Annotated in this window: 19 protein-coding genes; 14 read left to right on the top strand and 5 right to left on the bottom strand. The window is 70.0% G+C overall.

The window, feature by feature from the left end:
* From IBL26_RS23140 to IBL26_RS23100, 9 genes are all read left to right on the top strand, one after another.
* Window positions 1–1,416 (top strand): lytic transglycosylase domain-containing protein (locus tag IBL26_RS23140; RefSeq protein WP_187786875.1); only part of this gene is annotated, 1,416 nt, incomplete at its 5' end.
* 13 nt (window positions 1,417–1,429) lie between these two features.
* On the top strand, window positions 1,430–1,930 hold the full coding sequence (locus IBL26_RS23135; RefSeq protein ID WP_187786874.1) for a phosphatidylglycerophosphatase A family protein: 501 nt from the start codon (window positions 1,430–1,432) through the stop codon (window positions 1,928–1,930).
* Window positions 1,930–2,433: a CinA family protein gene (locus IBL26_RS23130; protein WP_187786873.1), complete on the top strand. Its 504-nt coding sequence runs from the start codon at window positions 1,930–1,932 to the stop codon at window positions 2,431–2,433. The genes IBL26_RS23135 and IBL26_RS23130 overlap by 1 nt, the downstream gene beginning before the upstream one ends.
* Before the next feature lie 136 nt (window positions 2,434–2,569).
* Window positions 2,570–2,932, top strand: coding sequence for a preprotein translocase subunit SecG (secG, locus tag IBL26_RS23125; RefSeq protein ID WP_187786872.1), 363 nt, complete (start codon window positions 2,570–2,572; stop codon window positions 2,930–2,932).
* Between the two features lie 167 nt (window positions 2,933–3,099).
* The gene (locus tag IBL26_RS23120; protein WP_187786871.1) at window positions 3,100–4,728 is read left to right on the top strand and encodes a CTP synthase; all 1,629 of its coding nucleotides are present in this window, start codon (window positions 3,100–3,102) and stop codon (window positions 4,726–4,728) included.
* Between the two features lie 154 nt (window positions 4,729–4,882).
* The gene (locus IBL26_RS23115; protein ID WP_187786870.1) at window positions 4,883–5,272 is read left to right on the top strand and encodes a DUF6152 family protein; all 390 of its coding nucleotides are present in this window, start codon (window positions 4,883–4,885) and stop codon (window positions 5,270–5,272) included.
* A gap of 15 nt (window positions 5,273–5,287) precedes the next feature.
* The gene (locus IBL26_RS23110; RefSeq protein WP_187786869.1) at window positions 5,288–5,752 is read left to right on the top strand and encodes a DUF6644 family protein; all 465 of its coding nucleotides are present in this window, start codon (window positions 5,288–5,290) and stop codon (window positions 5,750–5,752) included.
* Between the two features lie 252 nt (window positions 5,753–6,004).
* Window positions 6,005–7,282 (top strand): phosphopyruvate hydratase, encoded by a 1,278-nt coding sequence (gene eno, locus IBL26_RS23105; protein ID WP_187786868.1) that lies wholly within the window; start codon window positions 6,005–6,007, stop codon window positions 7,280–7,282.
* Window positions 7,283–7,402: 120 nt separating this feature from the next.
* Entirely contained in the window at window positions 7,403–7,726 is a 324-nt protein-coding gene (locus IBL26_RS23100; RefSeq protein WP_187786867.1) for an FtsB family cell division protein, read from the top strand.
* Between the two features lie 83 nt (window positions 7,727–7,809).
* Here IBL26_RS23100 and IBL26_RS23095 read toward each other — a convergent pair whose 3' ends face one another.
* Complete coding sequence (locus IBL26_RS23095; protein WP_187786866.1) at window positions 7,810–8,670, bottom strand: LysR family transcriptional regulator; 861 nt, start codon at window positions 8,668–8,670, stop codon at window positions 7,810–7,812.
* A 107-nt stretch (window positions 8,671–8,777) separates the two neighbouring features.
* Here IBL26_RS23095 and IBL26_RS23090 point away from each other — a divergent pair, with 107 nt between their 5' ends.
* On the top strand, window positions 8,778–9,830 hold the full coding sequence (locus IBL26_RS23090) for a YeiH family protein (protein ID WP_187786865.1): 1,053 nt from the start codon (window positions 8,778–8,780) through the stop codon (window positions 9,828–9,830).
* 132 nt (window positions 9,831–9,962) lie between these two features.
* On the opposite strand, the gene IBL26_RS23085 is transcribed toward IBL26_RS23090, so the two are convergent.
* On the bottom strand, window positions 9,963–11,123 hold the full coding sequence (locus IBL26_RS23085) for an amidohydrolase (protein ID WP_187786864.1): 1,161 nt from the start codon (window positions 11,121–11,123) through the stop codon (window positions 9,963–9,965).
* Between the two features lie 25 nt (window positions 11,124–11,148).
* On the opposite strand from IBL26_RS23085, the gene IBL26_RS23080 reads away from it, so the two are divergent.
* From IBL26_RS23080 to IBL26_RS23065, 4 genes are all read left to right on the top strand, one after another.
* Window positions 11,149–13,032 carry an autotransporter assembly complex protein TamA gene (locus IBL26_RS23080; protein ID WP_187786863.1) on the top strand — a complete coding sequence of 628 codons (1,884 nt, stop codon included), beginning with the start codon at window positions 11,149–11,151 and terminating at the stop codon, window positions 13,030–13,032.
* A complete protein-coding gene (locus IBL26_RS23075; RefSeq protein WP_187786862.1) occupies window positions 13,032–16,826 on the top strand; it encodes a translocation/assembly module TamB domain-containing protein in 3,795 nt (1,264 codons plus the stop codon). Before IBL26_RS23080 ends, IBL26_RS23075 begins: the two co-directional genes overlap by 1 nt.
* 383 nt (window positions 16,827–17,209) lie before the next feature.
* Window positions 17,210–17,398, top strand: a complete 189-nt coding sequence (locus IBL26_RS23070; protein WP_187786861.1) for a hypothetical protein — start codon at window positions 17,210–17,212, stop codon at window positions 17,396–17,398.
* Between the two features lie 18 nt (window positions 17,399–17,416).
* On the top strand, window positions 17,417–18,286 hold the full coding sequence (locus tag IBL26_RS23065) for a DMT family transporter (protein WP_277817354.1): 870 nt from the start codon (window positions 17,417–17,419) through the stop codon (window positions 18,284–18,286).
* Between the two features lie 266 nt (window positions 18,287–18,552).
* On the opposite strand, the gene minE is transcribed toward IBL26_RS23065, so the two are convergent.
* The 3 genes from minE to minC form a co-directional block, all read right to left on the bottom strand.
* Window positions 18,553–18,843, bottom strand: coding sequence for a cell division topological specificity factor MinE (gene minE / locus IBL26_RS23060; protein ID WP_187786860.1), 291 nt, complete (start codon window positions 18,841–18,843; stop codon window positions 18,553–18,555).
* On the bottom strand, window positions 18,840–19,658 hold the full coding sequence (gene minD, locus IBL26_RS23055; RefSeq protein ID WP_187786859.1) for a septum site-determining protein MinD: 819 nt from the start codon (window positions 19,656–19,658) through the stop codon (window positions 18,840–18,842). The genes minE and minD overlap by 4 nt, the downstream gene beginning before the upstream one ends.
* Before the next feature lie 48 nt (window positions 19,659–19,706).
* Window positions 19,707–20,122: septum site-determining protein MinC (minC, locus tag IBL26_RS23050; protein WP_241749700.1), on the bottom strand; the 416-nt coding region annotated here is incomplete at its 5' end.

The raw sequence follows: 20,122 nt of genomic DNA, 5'->3' as shown, positions 1-20,122 counted from the left end.
CCGCCCGCCGCCCGCGCCGCCGCCGAGCAGCGCCTGGCCCTGGCCTCCGAGCGCCCCGGGGCCGATGCCGGGCTGCCCGCCCGCCCCACCGACCTCGGCATGGCCGCCGAGTGGGCCCGCTTCCTGCGCCGCAAGGACCGTGATGCCGAGGCCGCCGCCGTCTGGCAGGCAGCCGAGCCGTTGCAGCGCGACGTCTCGGCCGAAGGTGCGCGGGCGATCTGGACGGAACGGCAGGTGCTGTCCCGCAAGCTGTTGCGGCTGGGGGATGCCGCCGGCGCCTACCGCGTGGCCGCCCAGCACGGCCAGCCAGCGGATTCGGCCAACCTGCATGAAGGCGAGTTCCTGGCCGGCTTCATCGCCCTGCGCATGTTGAACGACCCGGCCGTGGCCGCGCAGCATTTCGCCCGGCTGGGGCAGGACAGCACCAGCATCATTACGCAGTCCCGCGCCTTCTACTGGCGCGGTCGGGCCGCCGCCGCCCAGGGCCGCGCCGCCGAGGCGCGCGCACAGTTCACCGAGGCCGCTTCGATGCCCACCGGCTTCTACGGCCAGCTGGCCGCGCTGGCGCTGGGCGAGACGCCGTTGCAGCTTTCCGCCCGCGTAACCGGCGTTGTGCCCGCCACGCCCAGCGCCGCCGCCGCCAGCGCCTTCCTGGACAAGGAACTGGCCCGCGCCGTGCTGACCCTGGCCGACCTGGGCGATACCGGCCGCGCCCGGACCTTCCTGCTGCGGCTGGAGGAACTGGCGCCGGATGCGGCCACCCGCGTGCTGACCGCGCGGCTCGCCAACAGCATCGGAAGGCCGGACCACGCCGTCTGGGTCTCCCGCCGCGCCGGCATCGATGGCGTGATGCTGATGCCGGAAGGCTACCCCACCCCCTACCCCGCCACGGCGAATGGCGTGGTTGAACCGGCCTTCATATACGCCATCACCCGGCAGGAGAGTAACTTCGACAGCTCCGCCGTCTCCCCCGCCAATGCGCGTGGGCTGATGCAGTTGCTGCCGGGCACCGCGGCCCAGGTGGCGCGCGGCCTGGGCATTCCGCACCAGGTGGCGTGGCTGACCACGCAGCCCGACCACAACATGACGCTGGGCGCCCAGTACCTGGCCGACCAGATCGCCCGCTTCGGCAACCTGGCGCTGGCCGCCGCCGCCTACAATGCCGGCCCGCGCCGGGTGGAAGAGTGGCTCTCCACCTACGGCGACCCGCGCATCGGCTCCGCCGCCGGTGGCACCGACATGATCGACTGGCTGGAACAGATCCCCTTCACCGAGACGCGCAACTATGTCCAGCGCGTGGTGGAGAACGCGGTGATCTACCGGGCGATGGACCCCAACACCGCCGGGATGGACCATCCGCTGAAGCCCTGGCTGCCGGTGGGCGAGCCCGCCCGCCCCGCGACCGCGTCCCGCTAAGTCCCGGCGCCCGATGAGCCCGCGCGCCGAGCTTCCCGCGCATCTGCCGGAACGGGCGCCGTCCTCGATTCGCGCGGGCGTGCCGCGCTTCATCGCCAGCATGGGCGGCGTCGGCTTTCTACGGCCGGCGCCGGGCACCTGGGGCTCCGCGCTGGTACTGCCAGTGGCCTGGGCCGGGCCGGAAGCCTGCCTGGCGCTGGCGGTGCTGCTTTCCGTGCTCGGCTGGTGGGCGCTGGCGCGGCTGCCGGAAGCCAAGGCGGACCCGAGCTGGGTGGTGGTGGATGAGGGCGCCGGGCAATCCATCGCCCTCGCCGCGCTGCCGGTGGCGGGCGGCGTGGCCGGGGTGCTGCTGGCCTTCCTGCTGTTCCGCGCCTTCGATATTCTGAAGCCCGGCCCGGTCGGTTGGGCGGACCGCCGCAAGGGCGCCAACGGCGTCATGCTGGATGACATCATCGCCGGTGCCCTGGCGGCCGCCTTGCTGCTGGCCGCGCGCTGGATGGGAGTGACCCTTTGATGCTGCCCCCCGAGACACTGGAACAGGCGGAGCTGCTGCTCGCCATCCTGCAGGCCCGCCGGATCACCCTGGCCACCGCCGAATCCTGCACGGGGGGGCTGGTCTCCGCCGCCGTCACCGCGATCGCCGGTTCCTCGGCGACGCTGCTGGCCGGCTATGTCACCTACTCCAACGAGGCCAAGGCGAAATCCGTCGGCGTCGATGCCGGGTTGATCGACCGGGTCGGCGCCGTCAGCGCCGAGGTGGCGCAAGCGATGGCGGAGGGGGCGGTGCGCGAGTCGGGCGCCACCATGGGCCTCTCCACCACCGGAGTCGCAGGGCCGGGCGGCGGCACCGCCACCAAGCCGGTCGGGCTGGTCTATATCGGAGTCGCCCTGCGCGGACGGCCGACACGGGTGGAGCGCCACGTCTTCCCCGGGGACCGGATGCAGGTTCGCGCGGCCACCGTGGCCACCGCCTTCCGCATCGCGGCCGAGGAAGTGGCGGCACTTCCCGCCGCCTGAAGCCTGCCAGATGCGGCCTTAGGCATGAATCCCGCGCTCCAAGCGGAGCCATGAGCATGCGCACGGCTTTCATGAGCAGCGATCATGCGCTGAAGCACTGGTATCCAGGGCGGATCGCGGCTAGAAGCGGCCCGCCATGATGACAGTCCTGCTGGTCCTGCACCTCTTCGTCACCCTCGCGCTGATCGCCGTCGTGCTGCTGCAGCGCAGCGAGGGCGGTGGGCTCGGCATCGGCTCGTCCCAGGGGATGGGCTCGTTCATGACCGGGCGCGGCACGGCCAACCTGCTGACGCGCACCACCGGCGTGCTGGCCACGCTGTTCATGGTGCTGGCCCTGGCCATGGCGCTGCTGGGCCGCGGCCAGGCGCAGCGCGGCTCCATCCTCGACCTGCCGCCCGGCCCGGCCATTCCGTCGGCCCCCTCCGCCCCCGGCGCTGCGGCACCGGCCGCACCTGCGGCGCCCGCCGCCCCGGCGCAGCCCTCGGTGCCGACCAACTAAGCTCGACCGCCCAGGCGGTGACGACGGGCGCGGGAGGCACTGCCTCCGGCGCCCTTTTTGTGTGAGCGTGACGCACCGGGCCTCGGGAGCCCCGCGCCAAGCATCAGATCAGCGATGCCGTCCTGACGGGTTCCCGTGACCCGCGCGGCTTGGTAGAAAGGTCGCCCATGACGCGGTTCGTTTTCATCACCGGCGGCGTGGTTTCCTCTCTGGGCAAGGGCATCGCGGCGGCAAGCCTCGGCGCGCTTCTTCAGGCCCGGGGCTACAAGATCCGCCTTCGCAAGCTCGACCCCTACCTCAATGTCGATCCGGGCACGATGTCCCCGTATCAGCACGGCGAGGTGTTCGTGACCGATGACGGGGCGGAGACCGACCTCGACCTCGGTCACTACGAGCGTTTCACAGGCGTCCACGCCAAGCAGGCGGACGCCCACACCTCGGGCCGCATCTATGCGGACGTGATCGCCAAGGAGCGCCGCGGCGACTACCTGGGCGGCACCGTGCAGGTCATCCCGCACATCACCGACGCGATCAAGGAAGCCGCCACGGCCGATACGGACGGGCTGGACTTCGTGCTGATCGAAGTCGGCGGCACGGTGGGCGACATCGAGAGCCTGCCCTTCCTGGAAGCCCTGCGGCAGCTGAACAACGAGCTGGGCCCGCAGCGCAGCCTGTTCATGCACCTGACCCTGGTGCCCTACATCCCCGCCGCCGGCGAGCTGAAGACCAAGCCGACGCAGCATTCCGTGAAGGAGCTGCTGGGCCTCGGCATCCAGCCACAGATCCTGCTGTGCCGCTGCGACCGGCCGATCCCGGAGAATGAGCGTCGCAAAATCGCGCTGTTCTGCAACGTGCGGCCGGAGAGCGTGATCCCGGCGCTGGACACCTCGCCCATCTACAACGTGCCGCTGATGTACCATGCTGAGGGGCTGGACCGCGAAGTGCTGCGCCATTTCGGCCTCTCCTCCTACGGTGAACCCGACCTCTCCCGCTGGACGCGCATCGTCAACCGCGTGACGCAGCCGGAGGGCGAGGTGAACATCGCCGTCGTCGGCAAGTACATCTCGCTGCTGGACGCCTACAAGTCGCTGGCCGAGGCGCTGGGCCATGGCGGCATCGAGCATGGCGTGAAGGTCAACCTGCACTGGGTGGACAGCCAGATCTTCGAGACGCCCAACGCGCTGGATCGGCTGGAGGGCGTGCACGGCATCCTGGTGCCGGGCGGCTTCGGCGAGCGTGGCGCGGAAGGCAAGATCGAGGCCGTCCGCTTCGCGCGTGAGAAGAAGGTGCCCTTCCTCGGCATCTGCTTCGGCATGCAGATGGCGGTGATCGAGGCAGCGCGGAACCTGATCGGGCTCGACAAGGCCTCCTCCACCGAGTTCGGCCCGTGCGAGGAGCCGGTGGTCGGCCTGCTGACCGAGTGGCTGCGCGGCAATGACCGCGAGAAGCGGAGCAAGGAAGGCGATCTGGGCGGCACCATGCGCCTGGGTGCCTACCCCGCCGCGCTGGCCGAGGGCTCCCTGGTGCGGGACGTCTACGGCAAGGCGGAGATCGAGGAACGCCACCGTCACCGCTACGAGGTGAATATCGGCTACCGGGAACGCCTGGAGGAAGCTGGCCTGCGCTTCTCAGGCCTCTCCCCGGACGGGTTGCTGCCGGAGATCGTCGAGTACCCGGACCACCCGTGGTTCATCGGCGTGCAGTACCACCCGGAGCTGAAGTCGAAGCCGTTCGACCCGCACCCCCTCTTCGCCGGCTTCGTCGGCGCGGCGGTGAAGCAGGCCCGGCTGGTCTGAACGGCTGCTGAGACCAAGCGTAGAGGGGCGGGCCGCGAGGCTCGCCCCTTTTGATTCAGGCCCTCAATGTCCTGTGACGCCTGCCGCCCGTGCCGCTCCGCTAGGATGCCCGGAAGGCGGCCGCCCCCCGTGGCCGCAGACCGGGAGCACGACCATGACGGCAAACGCTGGCAAGCGCGTCCTTCTCGCAAGCCTGGTGGCCACGCTTTTCGCGGGCACCAGCGCCTGGGCCCATCACGGCTGGTCCTGGGCCGAGGAAGCCCAGACCACGCTGCAAGGCACCATCCACGCCATCTCCATGGCGCCCCCTCACCCGACCTTGCAGGTCCGCGCCGCGGACGGCCAGGTCTGGCAGGTCGATCTCGGCAATCCGAACCAGACGCAACGGTCCGGCTTCCGCGGTGATTCCGGCCGTGTGGGCGATGCCATCACCGTCCTCGGCAACCGGTCCAAGGAAGCGGGGGCGCGGCACATGAAGGCCGTGCGCATCACCCTCGCGGGGCAGAACTACGACATGTATCCGGAGCGGATCGGCAGCCGGTAGTAGGGCGCGGCCGGGATGCTGGCGGCCCTGGCGAGCTGGCCCGGCGCCGTCTGGCTGCAGGAATCCGGCACCGCCTACCTCGTCGTGAACGCGGCGCATATCCTGGGCATCGGGCTGGTCCTGGGCGCCATCCTGCCGCTGGATCTGCGGCTGATGGGGCTGTTCCGGCAGGCCCCGCTGGCGATCCTGGCCCCCTTCCTGTCCCGTGCGGCGGCGGTGGGGTTGGCGGTCGCGCTGCTCACCGGGCTCTGGCTGTTCAGCGTGCGGCCGGACCATTACGTGGAGAACACGGCCTTCCTGGCCAAGATGGCAATGCTGGCCTTTGCGCTGGTCAATATCGGCCTGCAGCATGCGCATGGCGGCTACCGCCGGGCGCTGGTCAGCGGCGTGGTGCCATGGACGGTGCGGCTGGTCGCGGCGGCCTCCGCCTGCCTCTGGCTTGGCGTCCTGCTGGCGGGGCGGTGGATCGGCTTCCTTTAGAGCATGATGCGTTCACCTTCGTTCACACACGATGCTCGCTACCTTGGTTCGGTCGCGTGATTCAGGCTTTCGGCGATTCCACCGTAAGCCATCACGCTCCAGCCCCGACAAGTGCCCAGCCCTGTCCGTATCCCGGCATGCGGCGATGCGGTGGAAGTTCCGTCCCCCGCCTTTCTTCACGGCGCCGCACTTGCCCTTCCGCCCAGACCGTCCTATCCGCCGGGAACTTCCACCTCAAAGGGGATCGCCGGAATGACTTCCATTGCCGACATCATCGCGCGCGAAGTGCTGGATTCGCGCGGCAACCCGACCGTCGAGGTCGATGTCGTCCTGGATTCGGGCGCGGTCGGCCGTGCCATCGTCCCCTCCGGCGCCTCCACCGGCGCGCATGAGGCGGTGGAACTGCGCGACGGCGACAAGTCCCGCTTCCATGGCAAGGGCGTGCAGAAGGCCTGCGCGAATGTCGAGGGCGAGATATTCGACGCGCTCAGCGGCATGGATGCCACCGAGCAGGTCAAGATCGACGAGACGATGATCGAGCTGGACGGGACGCCGAACAAGTCCCGCCTGGGCGCCAACGCCATCCTGGCCGTCAGCCTCGCCACCGCGAAGGCCTCGGCCGAGCATTTCGGCGTGCCTCTGTACCGCTATGTCGGCGGCGTGTTCGCCCGCACCCTGCCGGTGCCGATGATGAACATCATCAATGGCGGCCAGCATGCCGACAACCCCATCGACATCCAGGAATTCATGGTGATGCCGGTGGCCGCCGGCACGATGGCCGACGCCGTCCGCATCGGCTCCGAGATCTTCGCCAGCCTGAAGAAGAAGCTGCACGACGCCGGCCACAACACCAATGTGGGCGACGAAGGCGGCTTCGCGCCGGACCTGAAGTCGGCCGAAGAGGCGCTCAACTTCATCTCCCAGGCCTGCGAGGCCGCCGGCCACCGCGTGGGCGAGGACGTGATGTTCGCGCTCGACTGCGCCAGCACCGAGTTCTTCAAGAACGGCGTGTACGACATGGAGGGCGAGGGCAAGAAGCTCGACGCCGGCGGCATGGTCGACTACCTGGCCGCGTTGTGCGACCGCTTCCCGATCATCTCGATCGAGGATGGGATGTCCGAGGATGACTGGGAAGGCTGGAAGCTGCTGACCGACCGCCTGGGCGGCAAGGTGCAGCTGGTGGGCGACGATCTGTTCGTCACCAACCCGGAGCGCCTGCGCCAGGGCATCGAGAGGAAGACCGCCAACTCCATCCTGGTGAAGGTCAACCAGATCGGCTCCCTGACCGAGACGCTGGAAGCGGTCGAGATGGCGCACCGCGCCGGCTACACCGCCGTCATGTCTCACCGCTCGGGCGAGACGGAGGACAACACCATCGCCGACCTGGCCGTCGCCACCAACTGCGGCCAGATCAAGACCGGTTCGCTGTCCCGCTCCGACCGGCTGGCCAAGTACAACCAGCTGATCCGCATCGAGCAGGGCCTGGGCACCGCTGGCCGTTACGCTGGCCGTACCATCCTGCGTCGTTGATGCAACACCCGGGTGCGGATTTGCCGCACCCGGGATTCCTGGCTTGCGCCCCTGCCAGGACAGACAGTTAGCTGGCGTTGCTAACGTGCGGTTAAGCTTTGACCGCCGGAAAGGATACCGATGCGGGCGATTAAGCGGGCGTTCAACGTGCTGTGGGTTCCGGTGGTCTTCGCCGGCCTGTGCTGGCACTTCGCCTGGTACGCGGTGCATGGCCCGCGCGTCGGCTCCCTGGCCCGCGACGCCAAGGCCGCCGAGATCGCCGCTGCCCGGATCGAACTCGCGCGCGCCGAAAGCGACCGGGACAGCATGGAACGGCGCGTTGCCGGCCTGCGTGGCGACCTGATCGACCGCGACCAGCTGGACGAACGCGCCCGCGCCCTGCTGAACATGGTCGGCAAGGACGAGATCGTCGCCCCCTACGGCCCCGGCCGCCAACTCTTCTGATAGGCAGTCTGGTGCGACGCGGCGACGTCTCCGCATCCGCCTGATCGACGCCGCCGGCCCATCCGCTTGGCGGCTGAGTTGCTCTAGCCGCCCTGCGCCAGGCTGAGCAGCGCCCGCGCCGCGCCGCTGCCCCGGCGTTCACGGTGCCGGAGCGCCTTGAAGCTGCGCGGCGGCAGTTCCACCCCCGCCCGCGCCAGCAGCCCGGCCGCCAGGTGCGGGGCCGCCGCGCGTTCCGACACCACCGCCGCGCCGCCGCCGGCCTCCACCGCCGCCAGCACCGCCTCGTTGGACGGCAGTTCCAGCGCCACTTCCAACCCTGGGGACAGCAACTCAAACGCCGCGCGGGTGCCGGAGCCGGCCTCGCGCATGATCCATGCCGTCTCGTTCAGCCGCTGGGGGGAGATGGCCCCCTGTCCGCTCCAGGGATGCTCCAGCCCGACGACGACGATCAACTGGTCCGTGGTCAGCGGAAACTGTTCCAGCGCCGGCTCGGCCACCTCGCCTTCCACGAAGCCCAGTTCCGTGGCGCCATCCATCAGCGCCTGGACGACGCTGGTGGTATTGCCGGCCGTCACCTGCACCTGAACGCCCGGGTGCAGGCCACGGAAGCGCACCAGCAAGGGCGGCAGCCAGTAGCTGACCACCGTCTGGCTGGCCTGCACCGCCAGCGTGCCGCGCGCGACGCCACCGAGCTCGGACAACACCAGCTCCGCCGCGCGCGCCCGGGCCAGCACCGCCTCCGCTTCCGCGCGGAACAGGCGGCCGGCCTCGCTCAACTCGATATGCCTGCCGACGCGGTGGAACAACGCGATTCCATGCCGGGCTTCCAGGGTGCGGATGGCCGCGCTGACGGCCGATTGCGTCAGGCCCAGCGCCTCGGCAGCGCGCGTCACGTGCTCCCGCTGTGCCACGGCGAGGAAGATGCGGAGCTGTTCGAGCGTCATGCCGCCATCATTCGATTCAATCGAACGGAATGACAAGAATAACGCGTTGGATCAATCAATCCGCCTGCGGGACAAGCGCGTGACGTTTTCAAGACAGGCCGCCCGCGATGTCCCTGAACACCAGCACCGCCACCACCCAGCCTGCACCGCCGGCGGCGTGGCAGACCGCGCGCCAGTTGCTGCCCGGCGTGGCGCTCTGCGCCGCCGTCTCGCTGGTCGCGGCGGGGCTGCAGGTGGCGGAAGTCGCCGTCTTCGGCCGTGCCTGGCTGGAAAGCCTGGTGTTGGCCATCCTGCTGGGCACGCTGGTGCGTACGCTGTGGGTGCCGCCCAAGGCCTACGCGCCCGGCATCGCCTTCAGCGCCAAGATGCTGCTGGAAATCGCCGTGATGCTGCTGGGCGCCTCGCTTAGCCTGCAGGCCATCCTGGCGGCTGGGCCTCTGCTGCTGCTGGGCATCGGCGCTGTCGTCGCCGTGGCGCTCGCATTCAGCTACGGCATCGGCCGGGCGCTGGGGCTGCCGCGCAAGATGGCGGTGCTGGTGGCCTGCGGCAATTCCATCTGCGGCAACTCCGCCATCGCCGCCGCCGCGCCCGTCATCGGCGCTGACTCGAAGGATGTCGCCTCCTCCATCGCCTTCACCGCGGTGCTGGGCGTGGTGGTGGTGCTGATGCTGCCACTGATGGCGCCGCTGCTGGGGTTGTCGGACCTGCAATACGGCGTGCTGGCCGGGCTGACGGTCTATGCCGTGCCGCAGGTGCTGGCCGCCACCGCCCCGATCTCCGCCCTCAGCGTGCAGATGGGTACGCTGGTGAAGCTGGTGCGGGTGCTGATGCTCGGCCCGGTCGTGCTGGGCCTTTCCCTGGTGGCGGGGCGCGCTGACGGCAAGCGGCCGCCGATCTCCCGCCTCGTCCCGTGGTTCATCCTGGGCTTCCTGGCCCTGGCGGTGCTGCGGGCGGTAGGCGCCATCCCGACCGCGGCCCTGGCGCCGATCTCCACCGTGGCCGGCATCCTGACGGTGCTGTCCATGGCCGCGCTGGGGCTGGGTGTGGATGTGCGGATGGTGGCGCGGGCCGGCATCCGGGTCGCGGGCACCGTCATACTCTCCCTGGTGGCACTGGGCGCCGCCAGCCTCGTGCTGATCCACTTCCTAAATATCGGCTGAGGTCACGGCGTCCAGGCCGGAAAAAATCCCGGCCTGGGCCATATCAGGTTGGCCTGGACCGAAACCCAGGCCTTTTGGGGCGCGTTGAAGACCGATGCCGGTCGATTCCCCGCCCCTCCGCCGTCCTGCCGCCTACGCCCCCTGCTCCTTGGCCAGGGAGCGGCGGGCGATCTCGGCGAGGAAGCCGCTGGCGGCCGGCAACACCGCATCGTTGAAGTCGTAGTGCGGGTTGTGCAGCTCCCGCCCCCCTTCGGCGGAGCCGTTGCCGATCCACACGAAGGCGCCCGGCACATGGTGCAGGAAGTGGGAGAAATCCTCCCCCGTCATCGCCGGCGCCATGTGGCGGCGGACCTTCGTCACCACCTCGGCCGCCTCGGCCGCCATCTCGGCCTCGGCCGGGTGGTTGGCCGTCACCGGCACGCCGCCCTGGATCACCGCTTCAGCCTTCACGCCGAAGGTGGCGGAGACACCGGCGGCCACACGGCGCAGCCCGTCCTTGATCTGGTCGCCCACTTCGTTCCGCAGGTAGCGCATGCTGCCCTGGATGCGCACGCGGGCGGCGATCTGGTTCTGCGCCTCCCCACCATTCACCACGGTCAGGCTGACCACCCCGGTATCCATCGGGTCCAGCGAGCGGGCGACGATGGACTGGCAGGCGACGATGGCGTGCCCGGCGGCGACGATCGGGTCACGCGCCAGATGCGGCAGGGCGGCATGCCCGGCATGGCCCTCGATCTCGATCAGGAAGCGGTTGCCGGCGGCCATCACCGCCGAATCGTGCACCGCGACCGTGCCGGCTTCCAGCCCCGGCCAGTTGTGCCAGCCAAAAATGCGGTCCATCGGGAAGCGCTGGAACAGGCCGTCCTCGATCATCCGGTTGGCACCGCCCCCGCCTTCCTCGGCGGGCTGGAACACCAGGCGGACCGTGCCGCTCCAGTTCTCGTCCCGCTGCAACAGGGCTGCGGCGCCCAGCAGCGCGGTGGTGTGGCCGTCATGGCCGCAGGCGTGCATCACGTTGGGCACGGTGCTGCGCCAGGGCAGGTCCTGCGCCGCTTCCTCAATCGGCAGCGCATCCATGTCGCCACGCAGGCCAACGCTGCGGTTGCTGCCAGGGCGGTGCAGGGTGGCGACGACGCCATGGCCGCCCACGCCTTCAGCGATGTCGGTGACACCCAGCTCCTTCAACTTCTCCACAACGAATGCCGCGGTGGCACCTTCATGCAAAGTGAGACCAGGGTTGGCGTGGAGATGCCTGCGCCAACGCGTGAGTGTTTCGGCAAGTACGGGGTCCATGTGCTAGGGCATAGCGGGTAAGCCCATGCGCCTCAAACACAGCCTGCTCCTCCTCATCCTCACCGCACCCGGCGCGGTGGCCTTCTCCCTCCCGGCCCCGGGGCAGGAAGCCCCTGCGGCCGCGTCGTCGGAACCGCCGGCGGAAGCCGAGGAGGTCACCCGCAGCTACGAGGTCACCTTCCCCGAGACCGGCGATTCGGAACTGGATGACGCGCTGCGCCGCGCCTCGACGCTGGAGCAGTTGCGGGAGAGCGTGCCGGTCGATTCGGACGGGCTGATCGCCCGCGCGCTCAACGAGGCCAATAGCATCCGTAACGCTCTACGGTCTGAGGGCTACTACGACGGCAGCGGCAGCGTCACCCTGGCCGGCGAGGCGCCGGATGCGGTCGGGCTTGGGCTGCGGCTAGCCGCCATACCCGGCCCTGTGCCCGTGGTGATCGAGGTGCAGAAAGGGCCGCAATACCGCCTGGCCCCCGTGGTGGTGCAAGCCATGCCACCCGGCACGCCGCTGGAGGATGCCGGCGAGATCCGGCTGGAGACTGGCAGCCCCGCCCGCGCCCAGCCCATCGTCGATGCCCAGGGCCGGCTGACCGAGAGCCTGCGCAACAGCGGCCATCCCTTCCCCGAGGTCGGCCGCCGCGTGATCGTCGACCACGACACCCGCCAGATGGAAGTGACCTTCCGCGTCGCCCCCGGCCCGGTGGCGCATTTCGCCACCCCCAGCGTCAGTGGCGAGGAACGGGTGAACAGCCGCCTGCTGGCCAATGTGGTGCAGCCGCTGGAAGGCCGCGTCTACAGCCAGGAACGGATCGACCGCACGCGGCGGGACCTGATGGGCCTCGGCGTGTTCTCCACCGTCCGCGCCCGCGCGGCGGAGCGGCTGGACGAGACCGGGGCGCTGCCGGTGGCCTTCACGGTCGTCGAGCGGCCGCGCCGCGCCATCGGCTTCGGCGCCGCCTACGAGACGCGCTACGGCCCCACCTTTTCCACCTTCTGGGAGCACCGCAACCTGTTCGGCAACGCCGAGCGGCTGCGGCTGGAAGCGGAGGTCAACCGCCTCGGCACCGGCGGCGGCACCAGCAACGCAGGCGGCAAGCTGGGCGCGAATCTGCGGCAGCCCTGGTTCCTCGGCGTCAACCAGACGCTGATCTACGACATCGCGGTGCTGCGGGAGAAGCTGGACGCCTATGACCGCGATGCCTTCACCGCCGCGATCACCCTGGAACGCCCGATCACCGACAACCTGACCGTCGCCGCCGGGCCGCTGGGCGAGATCAGCCGCGTCACCCAGGACGACATTACCACCAACTACCAGTTGCTCGGCGTGATGGGCCAGGTGCGGTGGGAGGATGTGAACAGCATCCTGAACCCGACCAGCGGCCTGCGCGTCACCTTCCTGGCCAGCCCGATCTACAACTTCACCGACAACGCGTTGTTCACCCGCACCCGCGCCCAGGCCGCCACCTACCTGGACCTGACGGGCGATGGCGGCAGCGTGCTGGCGCTGCGCGGCGTCGTCGGCAGCATCATCGGGGCGGAACAGAACAGCGTGCCGCCGAACCAGCGCTTCTATGCCGGTGGCGGCGGCTCGGTTCGCGGCTATTCGTTCCAGGCCATCGGGCCGCGCACCCGCAACAACCAGCCGCGCGGCGGCCTCTCCCTGGTGGAGGGCAGCATCGAGTTGCGGCAGCGGCTGAACGGGCCGTTGGGCATGGCGGCCTTCGTCGATGCCGGCTCGGTCGGCGATGACCAGACGCCAGAATTCGGCAACCTCAAGCTCGGCGCCGGTGTCGGCGTCCGCTACCTCACCGCCATTGGCCCGCTACGCGCGGATGTCGCCGTGCCGCTGAACCGCGAGAGCGGGGATAGCGCCTTCGGACTTTATATCGGTATCGGGCAGGCTTTCTGATGCGGCGTATCCTGAAGTGGGTGGGCGGCGTCCTCGCTGTCCTGATCCTGTTGCCGATCCTGCTGGTGGGCGCCGTGCTGGGCGCGGCCAATACCGCCCCGGGCCAGCGCTACATCGCCACCCTCGCGCAGCGCTTCGTACCGGGCCTGACGCTGGAAGGCCTCAGCGGCCCCATCCCCGGCAGCCCGGGCTTCGAACGGTTGACCATGGCCGATGCGGACGGCCCTTGGCTTGTGGTGGAAAATGCGCGGATCAACCTGGACCTCGGCGCGCTGCTGAACCGGGACGTGCGGATCGAGCGTGTCTCCGCCAGCCGCGTCGCGCTGCTGCGCCTGCCGGCGGCCGCGCCCACGCCGCCGGAGGAACAGCCGGCCGAGCCGGGCCCGGTGATCCCCACCCTGCCGGAATTGCCGGTGGCGGTGCACCTGGATGCGCTGGACATCGCCCGCATCGAGATCCCACGCGAACTGGTGGCCGCGACGGCGGAGGAGGCCGGCCCGCGCGAAGGCTTCGCGCTCTCCGCCACCGGCAATGCCAGCTTCGTCGCCGCCGCGCTGGCGGCCAACCTGCGTGTGCAGCGCGTCGGCCAGCCGGGCGAGCTGACGCTGGACGCCGGGCTGGACCCGCGCGCCGCGCTGAAGCTGAACCTGCGGGTGCAGGAGCCGCCACGCGGCCTGCTGGCCACCGCCATCGGCGCGCCGGACAATCCCACGGATCTCTCCTTGGTGCTGGACGGCCCGGCCGGCGGCGCCGCGCTGCGCGCCCAGGGCGCGATTGGCGAGGCCATGCGCTTCGCCGCCCAGGGCCAGGTAGCGCTGCAGCCGGATGGCGCCGCGCATATCGCCCTGGAAGGCGACGCCGCCGCCCCCACCCTGCTACCGCCGCCGGCCGCCCGGGTTGAATTCGCCATCGACGCCAGTCAGACGCCGGCCAATGGCCTGCAACTGGCCCGTCTGTGGCTGCGGGCGCCGGGTGGCGAGGTCTCGGCCCAGGGCAGCCTGGAACTGCTGAACGTGCAGGGCAACGTGGCCAACTCCACCGCCCTGGCGCCGCTGGTGCCGGAGATCGTGGGCTGGGAGTCGATCGGGCTGGCTGGCACCATCGCCAATGGGCAGGACTTCAAGCTGCGCGTCACTCCGCAGGGCCTGCGCGTGCCCGCGCCTGGCGACGCCGCGCTCGGCCCGGCGCCGGTGGTGGACTACGCCGGCACCATCTCCCGCATCGACAGCTTGGTCATCGACGGCGCGGCGGCAAGGCTGGAGGGCTCCGGCACCTTCGGTGAGCAACTGAATCTGGCCCTGCATCTGGTGGTGCCGGAGGCTTCCCGCATCCAGCCGCAGGTCAGCGGGCCGCTAGACCTGCAGGCGACGCTGCGCGGCCCCGCCGCTGACCCTGCCATCACAGCGCACCTGACCAGCCCGGGCCTGAACGCCGCCGGCCGCCGGCTGGAATCGCCCGATTTGCGGGTGGAGACGCCAGCGGTGATGGGCCTGACCGGCAGCGCCAACCTGACCGCCCGGGCGGAAGGCATGCCGCTGACCCTGGGGCTGCGCGCCGCCGCCGAGGGTACGCTGATCCGCCTGGCCGAGGCGCAGGCGCAGATCGGCCCCATCGCCGTGCGGGCGGATGGCAGCTTCGATACCGCCACCACGTTGTTCGACGGCAACGCCACGGTGAAGTCGGACGATCTGGCACCACTGAGCGCCCTGGCCGGCCAGCCCGTCGCCGGGCGGCTGGATATCGGTGCGGTGCTGAAGCCGCAGGACGGCCGCCAGGGCATCGACGCCCATGCCCGCGTGCAGCAATTGCAGGCCGCCGGCCAGACTATCGGCGCCGAGATGACCCTGCGTGGCACGGATGCGGCGCTGGACTGGGCCTTCAACGCCCGCCTGCCGATGGCCTCGGCCGACGGCCGTGGCCGCTTCACCCGCGGCGAGGCCGGCATGCGCTTCGACCTTGCCGCCCTGCAGGTGGCGCAAGGTGAATTCGGCATCCGTCTGGCTGCGCCCGGCGCCATCCTGCTGCCGCCCAGCGGCGCGGTGGAAATCCCCGGTCTGCGGCTGGCCGGGCGCCCGGGTGGCAATGTCACGCTCTCCGGCCGCTGGGGGCCGGAGCGGGCCGATCTGCGGCTGGCGCTGGCGGCGCTGCCGGTCTCACTGGCCAATCTCTTCGTGCCGGAGCCTCAGTTCGGCGGCACCATCGTCGGCGACGTGCGCGTCACCGGCCCCACCTCGGCGCCCGAGGTGAATGCGGTGATCAACGGCACCGGCCTGACCGTCGCCGCGCCGTGGTCGCGCGGCTGGCCGGCCGCCACGCTGCGGGTGGAAGCCAGCCGGGCCGCCAGCGGCGCCGTGCGTGGACGCGCCGAGTTGCGCGCCGGCGCCCTGGCCAACGTGACGGCCGAGGCGAATATGCCGCAGGGCCCGGCGGCCGATGCGCCGCTTTCCGCCACCGTGAACGGCCAGGCGGACTTAGCCGCCGTGCTGGCCCCGACGCTGGGTGGCACCGCCAACCAGGTGACCGGGCGCATCGCCCTGGCCGGCACCGCCAGCGGCACGCTGGGCAGTCCGCAGATGAACGGCACGGTGGACCTGACCAACGGCAATGTCCGCAACCGGCTCTACGGGCTGCGGCTGGCCAATATCGGTGCCCGCCTGCGCGCCCAGGGTGATACCATCACGGTGGAGCGCTTCAACGCACGGGCCGGCCAGGGCAATATCGACGCTCGCGGCAGCCTGCAGCCTTTCGCCGCCGGCATTCCCATCGACATCACCATCACCGCCCGCGACGCGCAGCCCTTGCAGAGCGAGCTGGTCACGCTGACCACCGATGCCGATCTGCGCTTCACCGGGCCGTTGCAGGTTTCGCCCGCGCTGGGCGGCACCATCCGGTTGAAGCGCACCGTCATCAACATCCCGCAGCAATTGCCGGGTGGCGGCGTCACCACGCTTGGCGATGTGGAGGAACGTGGGGGCCGCGTGGCTGCCGCCACCCCCGGCCGCCGGGTGCCGGCGCCCCCCGCTCCCAGCGCCGCCGGCACGCCCGCCGCGCCCATCGCGTTGGACCTGCGCATCCAGGCGCCGCAATCCGTGCTGGTGCGCGGCCGTGGCCTGGATGCGGAGATGGGCGGCAACATCCACATCACCGGCACCGCCGCCGCACCCTCCCCGGACGGGGCGTTCGAGCTCCGGCGCGGCACCTTCCTGCTGCTGGACCGCCGGCTGACCTTCAGCCGTGGCGCCTTGCTGTTCGACGGCGCCGGGCTGCTGCCCAGCCTGGATTTCGCCGCCAACAGCACGGTGAACAGCACTACCATTACCGTCACCATCACCGGCCAGCCCAATGCGCCGAAGATCGAGTTCACTTCCTCCCCCGAGTTGCCGCAGGACGAGGTGCTGGCGCTGCTGCTGTTCGGCCGTTCGGTGGACCGGCTCTCGCCCTTCCAGATCGCGCAGCTGGCGGCCAGCGTCGCCGGCACCGCCGGCATCCTGCCCGGCGGCGGTGGCCGCGGCTTCTTCGGCCGCATTGCCGAGCGGCTGGGGCTGGACCGGCTGGGGGTGGGCAATTCCAGCGACGCCACCACCAGCAGCCGCAACTCCGGCGACATCAACAGCTCGGCCCTCGAGGCCGGCGGCTATATCGGCCAGGGCGTCTATGTTGGGGTCGAGCAAGGGTTGGAAGGCGGCCCGCGTGTCGGCGTCGAGGTGGAGCTGACGCCCCGGCTGAAGCTGGAGAGCAGCACCGGCGGCGTGAACGGCGAGCGCCTGGGGCTGACCTACGAATTCGAGTACTGACCGACCAGGGCGAACCGCGCGATCCAGGAAACAGTCAGGGCGTATCGGCGGCATCCGGGTGCGGCCGATACGCCCTGACGGGAATCTTGGGCCGGGCGGTACCGCCCTCTCGACTTCCTCCGGCTTCTGGCTGATATCTGGACCGGCGGGTATTGCCCGGGCTCTGCCAGTCCGGCGCGGCGTTTAGCGCCCGTCATCTTCCCCCTTCCCACAGCCGTGTCGGCGCCTTTGGCGCCGGCTGCGCGCGTGCGGTAGGGCACTGGGGTGTGCGCCGTCCTGATGCGTTCAAGGCGCGCGCCGCAGGTCTTTGTTCGATTACGTGCCTCGCCTTCGGCAGTTTGGCCGTGGGCGGCCACGCTCTAGACCATAAGGATTGCTGTCCCATGCGTGCCTTCGATGGCCAGTTGTCTGGCAACCGCCCCATCCAACGTTCCCTGGACGAGAAGAAGAGGCAGTTGCGTGACCTGAAGGATGCGCTGGCGGCGTTGAAGCCGCATGCCGCCGCCAGCCTGCGCGAGTCGCTGACGGCGAAGATCAAGGCGTTGGAAGCCGAACTGGCTCCCCGCCGCTAAAGGCCCGACACCGCCGCCATGGCCCGCCGCGCAGCACCGCCCCTATCCGCCGCATCCTTGCGGGGGATGGGCTTCATGCTCTTCGCGGCGGTCTGTGGCGGCGGTGTCAGCATCAGTTACCGGCTGGCCCTGCAGGATGGGCTGCCGGTGCCCATGGCCGCCTTCGGGCGTGGCCTGATGACGCTGGCTTTCCTGCTGCCGTGGTTTATCCGCATGGGCCCATCGGCCCTCGCCACCCGCCGCCCGCTGTTGCATCTGGCACGCGGCGGTGCCGGCATCGGCGCCTTCATGTTTCAGTTGATCGGCGTGGCCCTGCTGCCGCTGGCGGATGCTGTGGCGCTGATCAGCGCCCGGCCGCTTTGGGTGCTGCCCCTGGCAGCATTGCTGCTGCATGAGCGGGTGCGCCGCAACCGCGTCATCGCCACCGGAATCGGCTTCGTCGGCGTCGTCATCGTGGCGCAGCCGGAGGGGCATCTCTCCCTTGGCACGCTGGCGGCCCTGGCGGGTGGGCTCGGTGCCGGGCTGGTGCTGATCAGCTTCAAGCTGCTCTCTACCACCGAGCCCGCGCCCCGCGTGATCGCCTGGTACGCCATTATGTCGGTGCTGTTCTGGGGGCCGGTTTCCGCCTTCTTCTGGCAGACGCCGTCCCTCTTCGCCGTGCTGATGATCGTGTTGGGGACGCTGTTCGCGCTGGCCAGCGATCTGGCCGCCTCCGCCGCCGCGCGGCGCTGCGAGGTCGGGCTGCTGGCGCCCATCGAGTATTCGCAAATCCCGTGCAGCGCACTGGCGGGATGGCTGCTTTTCGCCGAGCAGCCCGGCTGGAGCCTGGCGATCGGCACGGCCGTCATGCTGGGCGCGACGGCCTATCTGGTGCGGCGTGGCGGCTAGAGCGTGATGGCCGGGTGCAATCACCGAAAGCCTGAATCACGCGACCAGGTGAAGGCATGGAGCACGGCGTGCGAACGCATGCTGCTCCAGGGTGCAGCCAGCCAGGATCGGTACGACTGAAGGCGCGGATCATGGAGCCAGACGGAAGCCTGGAGCGTGCTCTGTGGCCGCCTGTGGGCAGATCACGCTCAAGGGTTTGACCGCCACAGGTTGAGACAACCGGAGGCGCGAATCACGCGGTCAGGCAGGTGCCAGCCGCGCTGGAATCAGGACGCGGCGCGGCGGGGGGGCTCACCCACCTTCGGGCCGGGCAGCTCTACCTCGATCGCCAGGGTGGACATGTCGCCCCCCCGGTCGAGCGAGACGTTCACCGCCTTGGCGTCGATCGCCACATACTTGGCGATGACCTCCAGCAGGTCCTTCTGCAGCTTGGGCAGGAAATCCTCGCCCGTGCGGCTGATGCGCTCATGCGCGAGGACGATCTGCAACCGTTCCTTCGCGGCACCGGCCGTTGCTGGCGGCTTACGGTTGCCGCGGAAGATGTCGATCCAACTCATGCCGCCCTCCCCCCGAACAGACGCGACAGGAAGCCCTTTTTCTCCGGGTCGATGAAGCGGTGCGGGCGGTCCTGACCCAGGAAGCGCGCCACGGCATCCGCATAGGCACCGCCGGCATTCGACGCATCGTCCAGGATCACCGGGTTGCCGGTGTTGGACGCCTTCAGCACGCTCTCGCTCTCCGGGATCACGCCCAGCAGAGGAATGGCGAGGATCTCGCGGATATCCTCGAGCTTCAGCATCTCGCCCTTCTCGACCCGGCTCGGGTCGTAGCGGGTGACGAGGAGATGCTCTTTCACCGGGTCCTTCTTTTCCTCGGCGCGGTGGGACTTGGACTGGAGAACGCCCAGGATCCGGTCCGAATCGCGCACCGAGGAGACCTCGGGATTGGTGACGATGATGGCCTGGTCCGCGAAGTACAGCGCCAGCAGGGCGCCCTTCTCGATACCCGCCGGGCTGTCGCACAGGATGTAGTCGAAATCCTGCGCCAGCTCGTCGATGATGGTCTTCACGCCTTCCTTGGTCAGCGCGTCCTTGTCCCGCGTCTGGCTGGCCGGAAGGATGGAGAGCGTGTCCACGCGCTTGTCGCGGATCAGCGCCTGGTTCAGCCGCGCCTCGCCATTGATCACGTTGACGATGTCGAACACCACGCGGCGCTCGACACCCATGATCAGGTCCAGGTTACGCAGGCCAACGTCGAAATCGATGACGACGGTTTTCTTGCCGTTCTGGGCAAGACCGGTGGCGAAGGCGGCGGAAGTCGTGGTCTTGCCCACGCCCCCCTTGCCGGATGTCACCACGATCACTTCCGCCATGGGGTAGTCTCCTCTCTGCCGGGCCGATGGACTGACCTGGAAATCTGTTCAGCCCAGCTTGTCGAAACGCATGCTCTCACCGATCAGGCGCACCTGCACAGGCTTGCCGATCGGCGCTTCCGTCAGCCCTTCCCGCACCGCGTAGTAGCCGGCGATGGAGACGAGCTCGGGGTCGAAATGCAGCGCGAAGACGCGTGCATCCGTATTGTCCGCACCACCGGCGATCGCACGGCCCCGCAGGGCGCCATAGACGTGCAGGTTGCCATCGGCAATGACCTCCGCGCCAGCATTGACCGTACCGGTGATAATTAAATCAGCACCTTGGGCCCAGATACGCTGCCCGGCGCGGACGGCGGTGTCCACCACCATCGTCGGGCGGACGGTGCCGGCGGGAAGTGGCGGCGGCTCGGCGGGCGCGGCCGCCTGGGGTGCGGGCGCGGCGGGGGCGGCAGGCGCGCCGAGGG

Source organism: Teichococcus aerophilus (genome assembly GCF_014490485.1).
Lineage (GTDB): Bacteria > Pseudomonadota > Alphaproteobacteria > Acetobacterales > Acetobacteraceae > Pseudoroseomonas > Pseudoroseomonas aerophila.
Note: the sequence above shows the minus strand (reverse complement) of the source record. Positions and strands in the feature narration are given on the sequence as shown.

Excerpts from the sequence above, each read along its gene's own strand:
- IBL26_RS23100 (WP_187786867.1), top strand. The coding sequence starts at position 7,403 with ATGCGGGCGATTAAGCGGGCGTTCAACGTGCTGTGGGTTCCGGTGGTC.
- IBL26_RS23070 (WP_187786861.1), top strand. The coding sequence starts at position 17,210 with ATGCGTGCCTTCGATGGCCAGTTGTCTGGCAACCGCCCCATCCAACGT.
- minD (WP_187786859.1), bottom strand. The coding sequence starts at position 19,658 with ATGGCGGAAGTGATCGTGGTGACATCCGGCAAGGGGGGCGTGGGCAAG.
- IBL26_RS23130 (WP_187786873.1), top strand. The coding sequence starts at position 1,930 with ATGCTGCCCCCCGAGACACTGGAACAGGCGGAGCTGCTGCTCGCCATC.
- IBL26_RS23085 (WP_187786864.1), bottom strand. The coding sequence starts at position 11,123 with ATGGACCCCGTACTTGCCGAAACACTCACGCGTTGGCGCAGGCATCTC.
- minE (WP_187786860.1), bottom strand. The coding sequence starts at position 18,843 with ATGAGTTGGATCGACATCTTCCGCGGCAACCGTAAGCCGCCAGCAACG.
- secG (WP_187786872.1), top strand. The coding sequence starts at position 2,570 with ATGATGACAGTCCTGCTGGTCCTGCACCTCTTCGTCACCCTCGCGCTG.
- IBL26_RS23080 (WP_187786863.1), top strand. The coding sequence starts at position 11,149 with ATGCGCCTCAAACACAGCCTGCTCCTCCTCATCCTCACCGCACCCGGC.
- IBL26_RS23120 (WP_187786871.1), top strand. The coding sequence starts at position 3,100 with ATGACGCGGTTCGTTTTCATCACCGGCGGCGTGGTTTCCTCTCTGGGC.
- IBL26_RS23115 (WP_187786870.1), top strand. The coding sequence starts at position 4,883 with ATGACGGCAAACGCTGGCAAGCGCGTCCTTCTCGCAAGCCTGGTGGCC.
- IBL26_RS23065 (WP_277817354.1), top strand. The coding sequence starts at position 17,417 with ATGGCCCGCCGCGCAGCACCGCCCCTATCCGCCGCATCCTTGCGGGGG.
- IBL26_RS23075 (WP_187786862.1), top strand. The coding sequence starts at position 13,032 with ATGCGGCGTATCCTGAAGTGGGTGGGCGGCGTCCTCGCTGTCCTGATC.
- IBL26_RS23135 (WP_187786874.1), top strand. The coding sequence starts at position 1,430 with ATGAGCCCGCGCGCCGAGCTTCCCGCGCATCTGCCGGAACGGGCGCCG.
- eno (WP_187786868.1), top strand. The coding sequence starts at position 6,005 with ATGACTTCCATTGCCGACATCATCGCGCGCGAAGTGCTGGATTCGCGC.
- IBL26_RS23095 (WP_187786866.1), bottom strand. The coding sequence starts at position 8,670 with ATGACGCTCGAACAGCTCCGCATCTTCCTCGCCGTGGCACAGCGGGAG.
- IBL26_RS23090 (WP_187786865.1), top strand. The coding sequence starts at position 8,778 with ATGTCCCTGAACACCAGCACCGCCACCACCCAGCCTGCACCGCCGGCG.
- IBL26_RS23110 (WP_187786869.1), top strand. The coding sequence starts at position 5,288 with ATGCTGGCGGCCCTGGCGAGCTGGCCCGGCGCCGTCTGGCTGCAGGAA.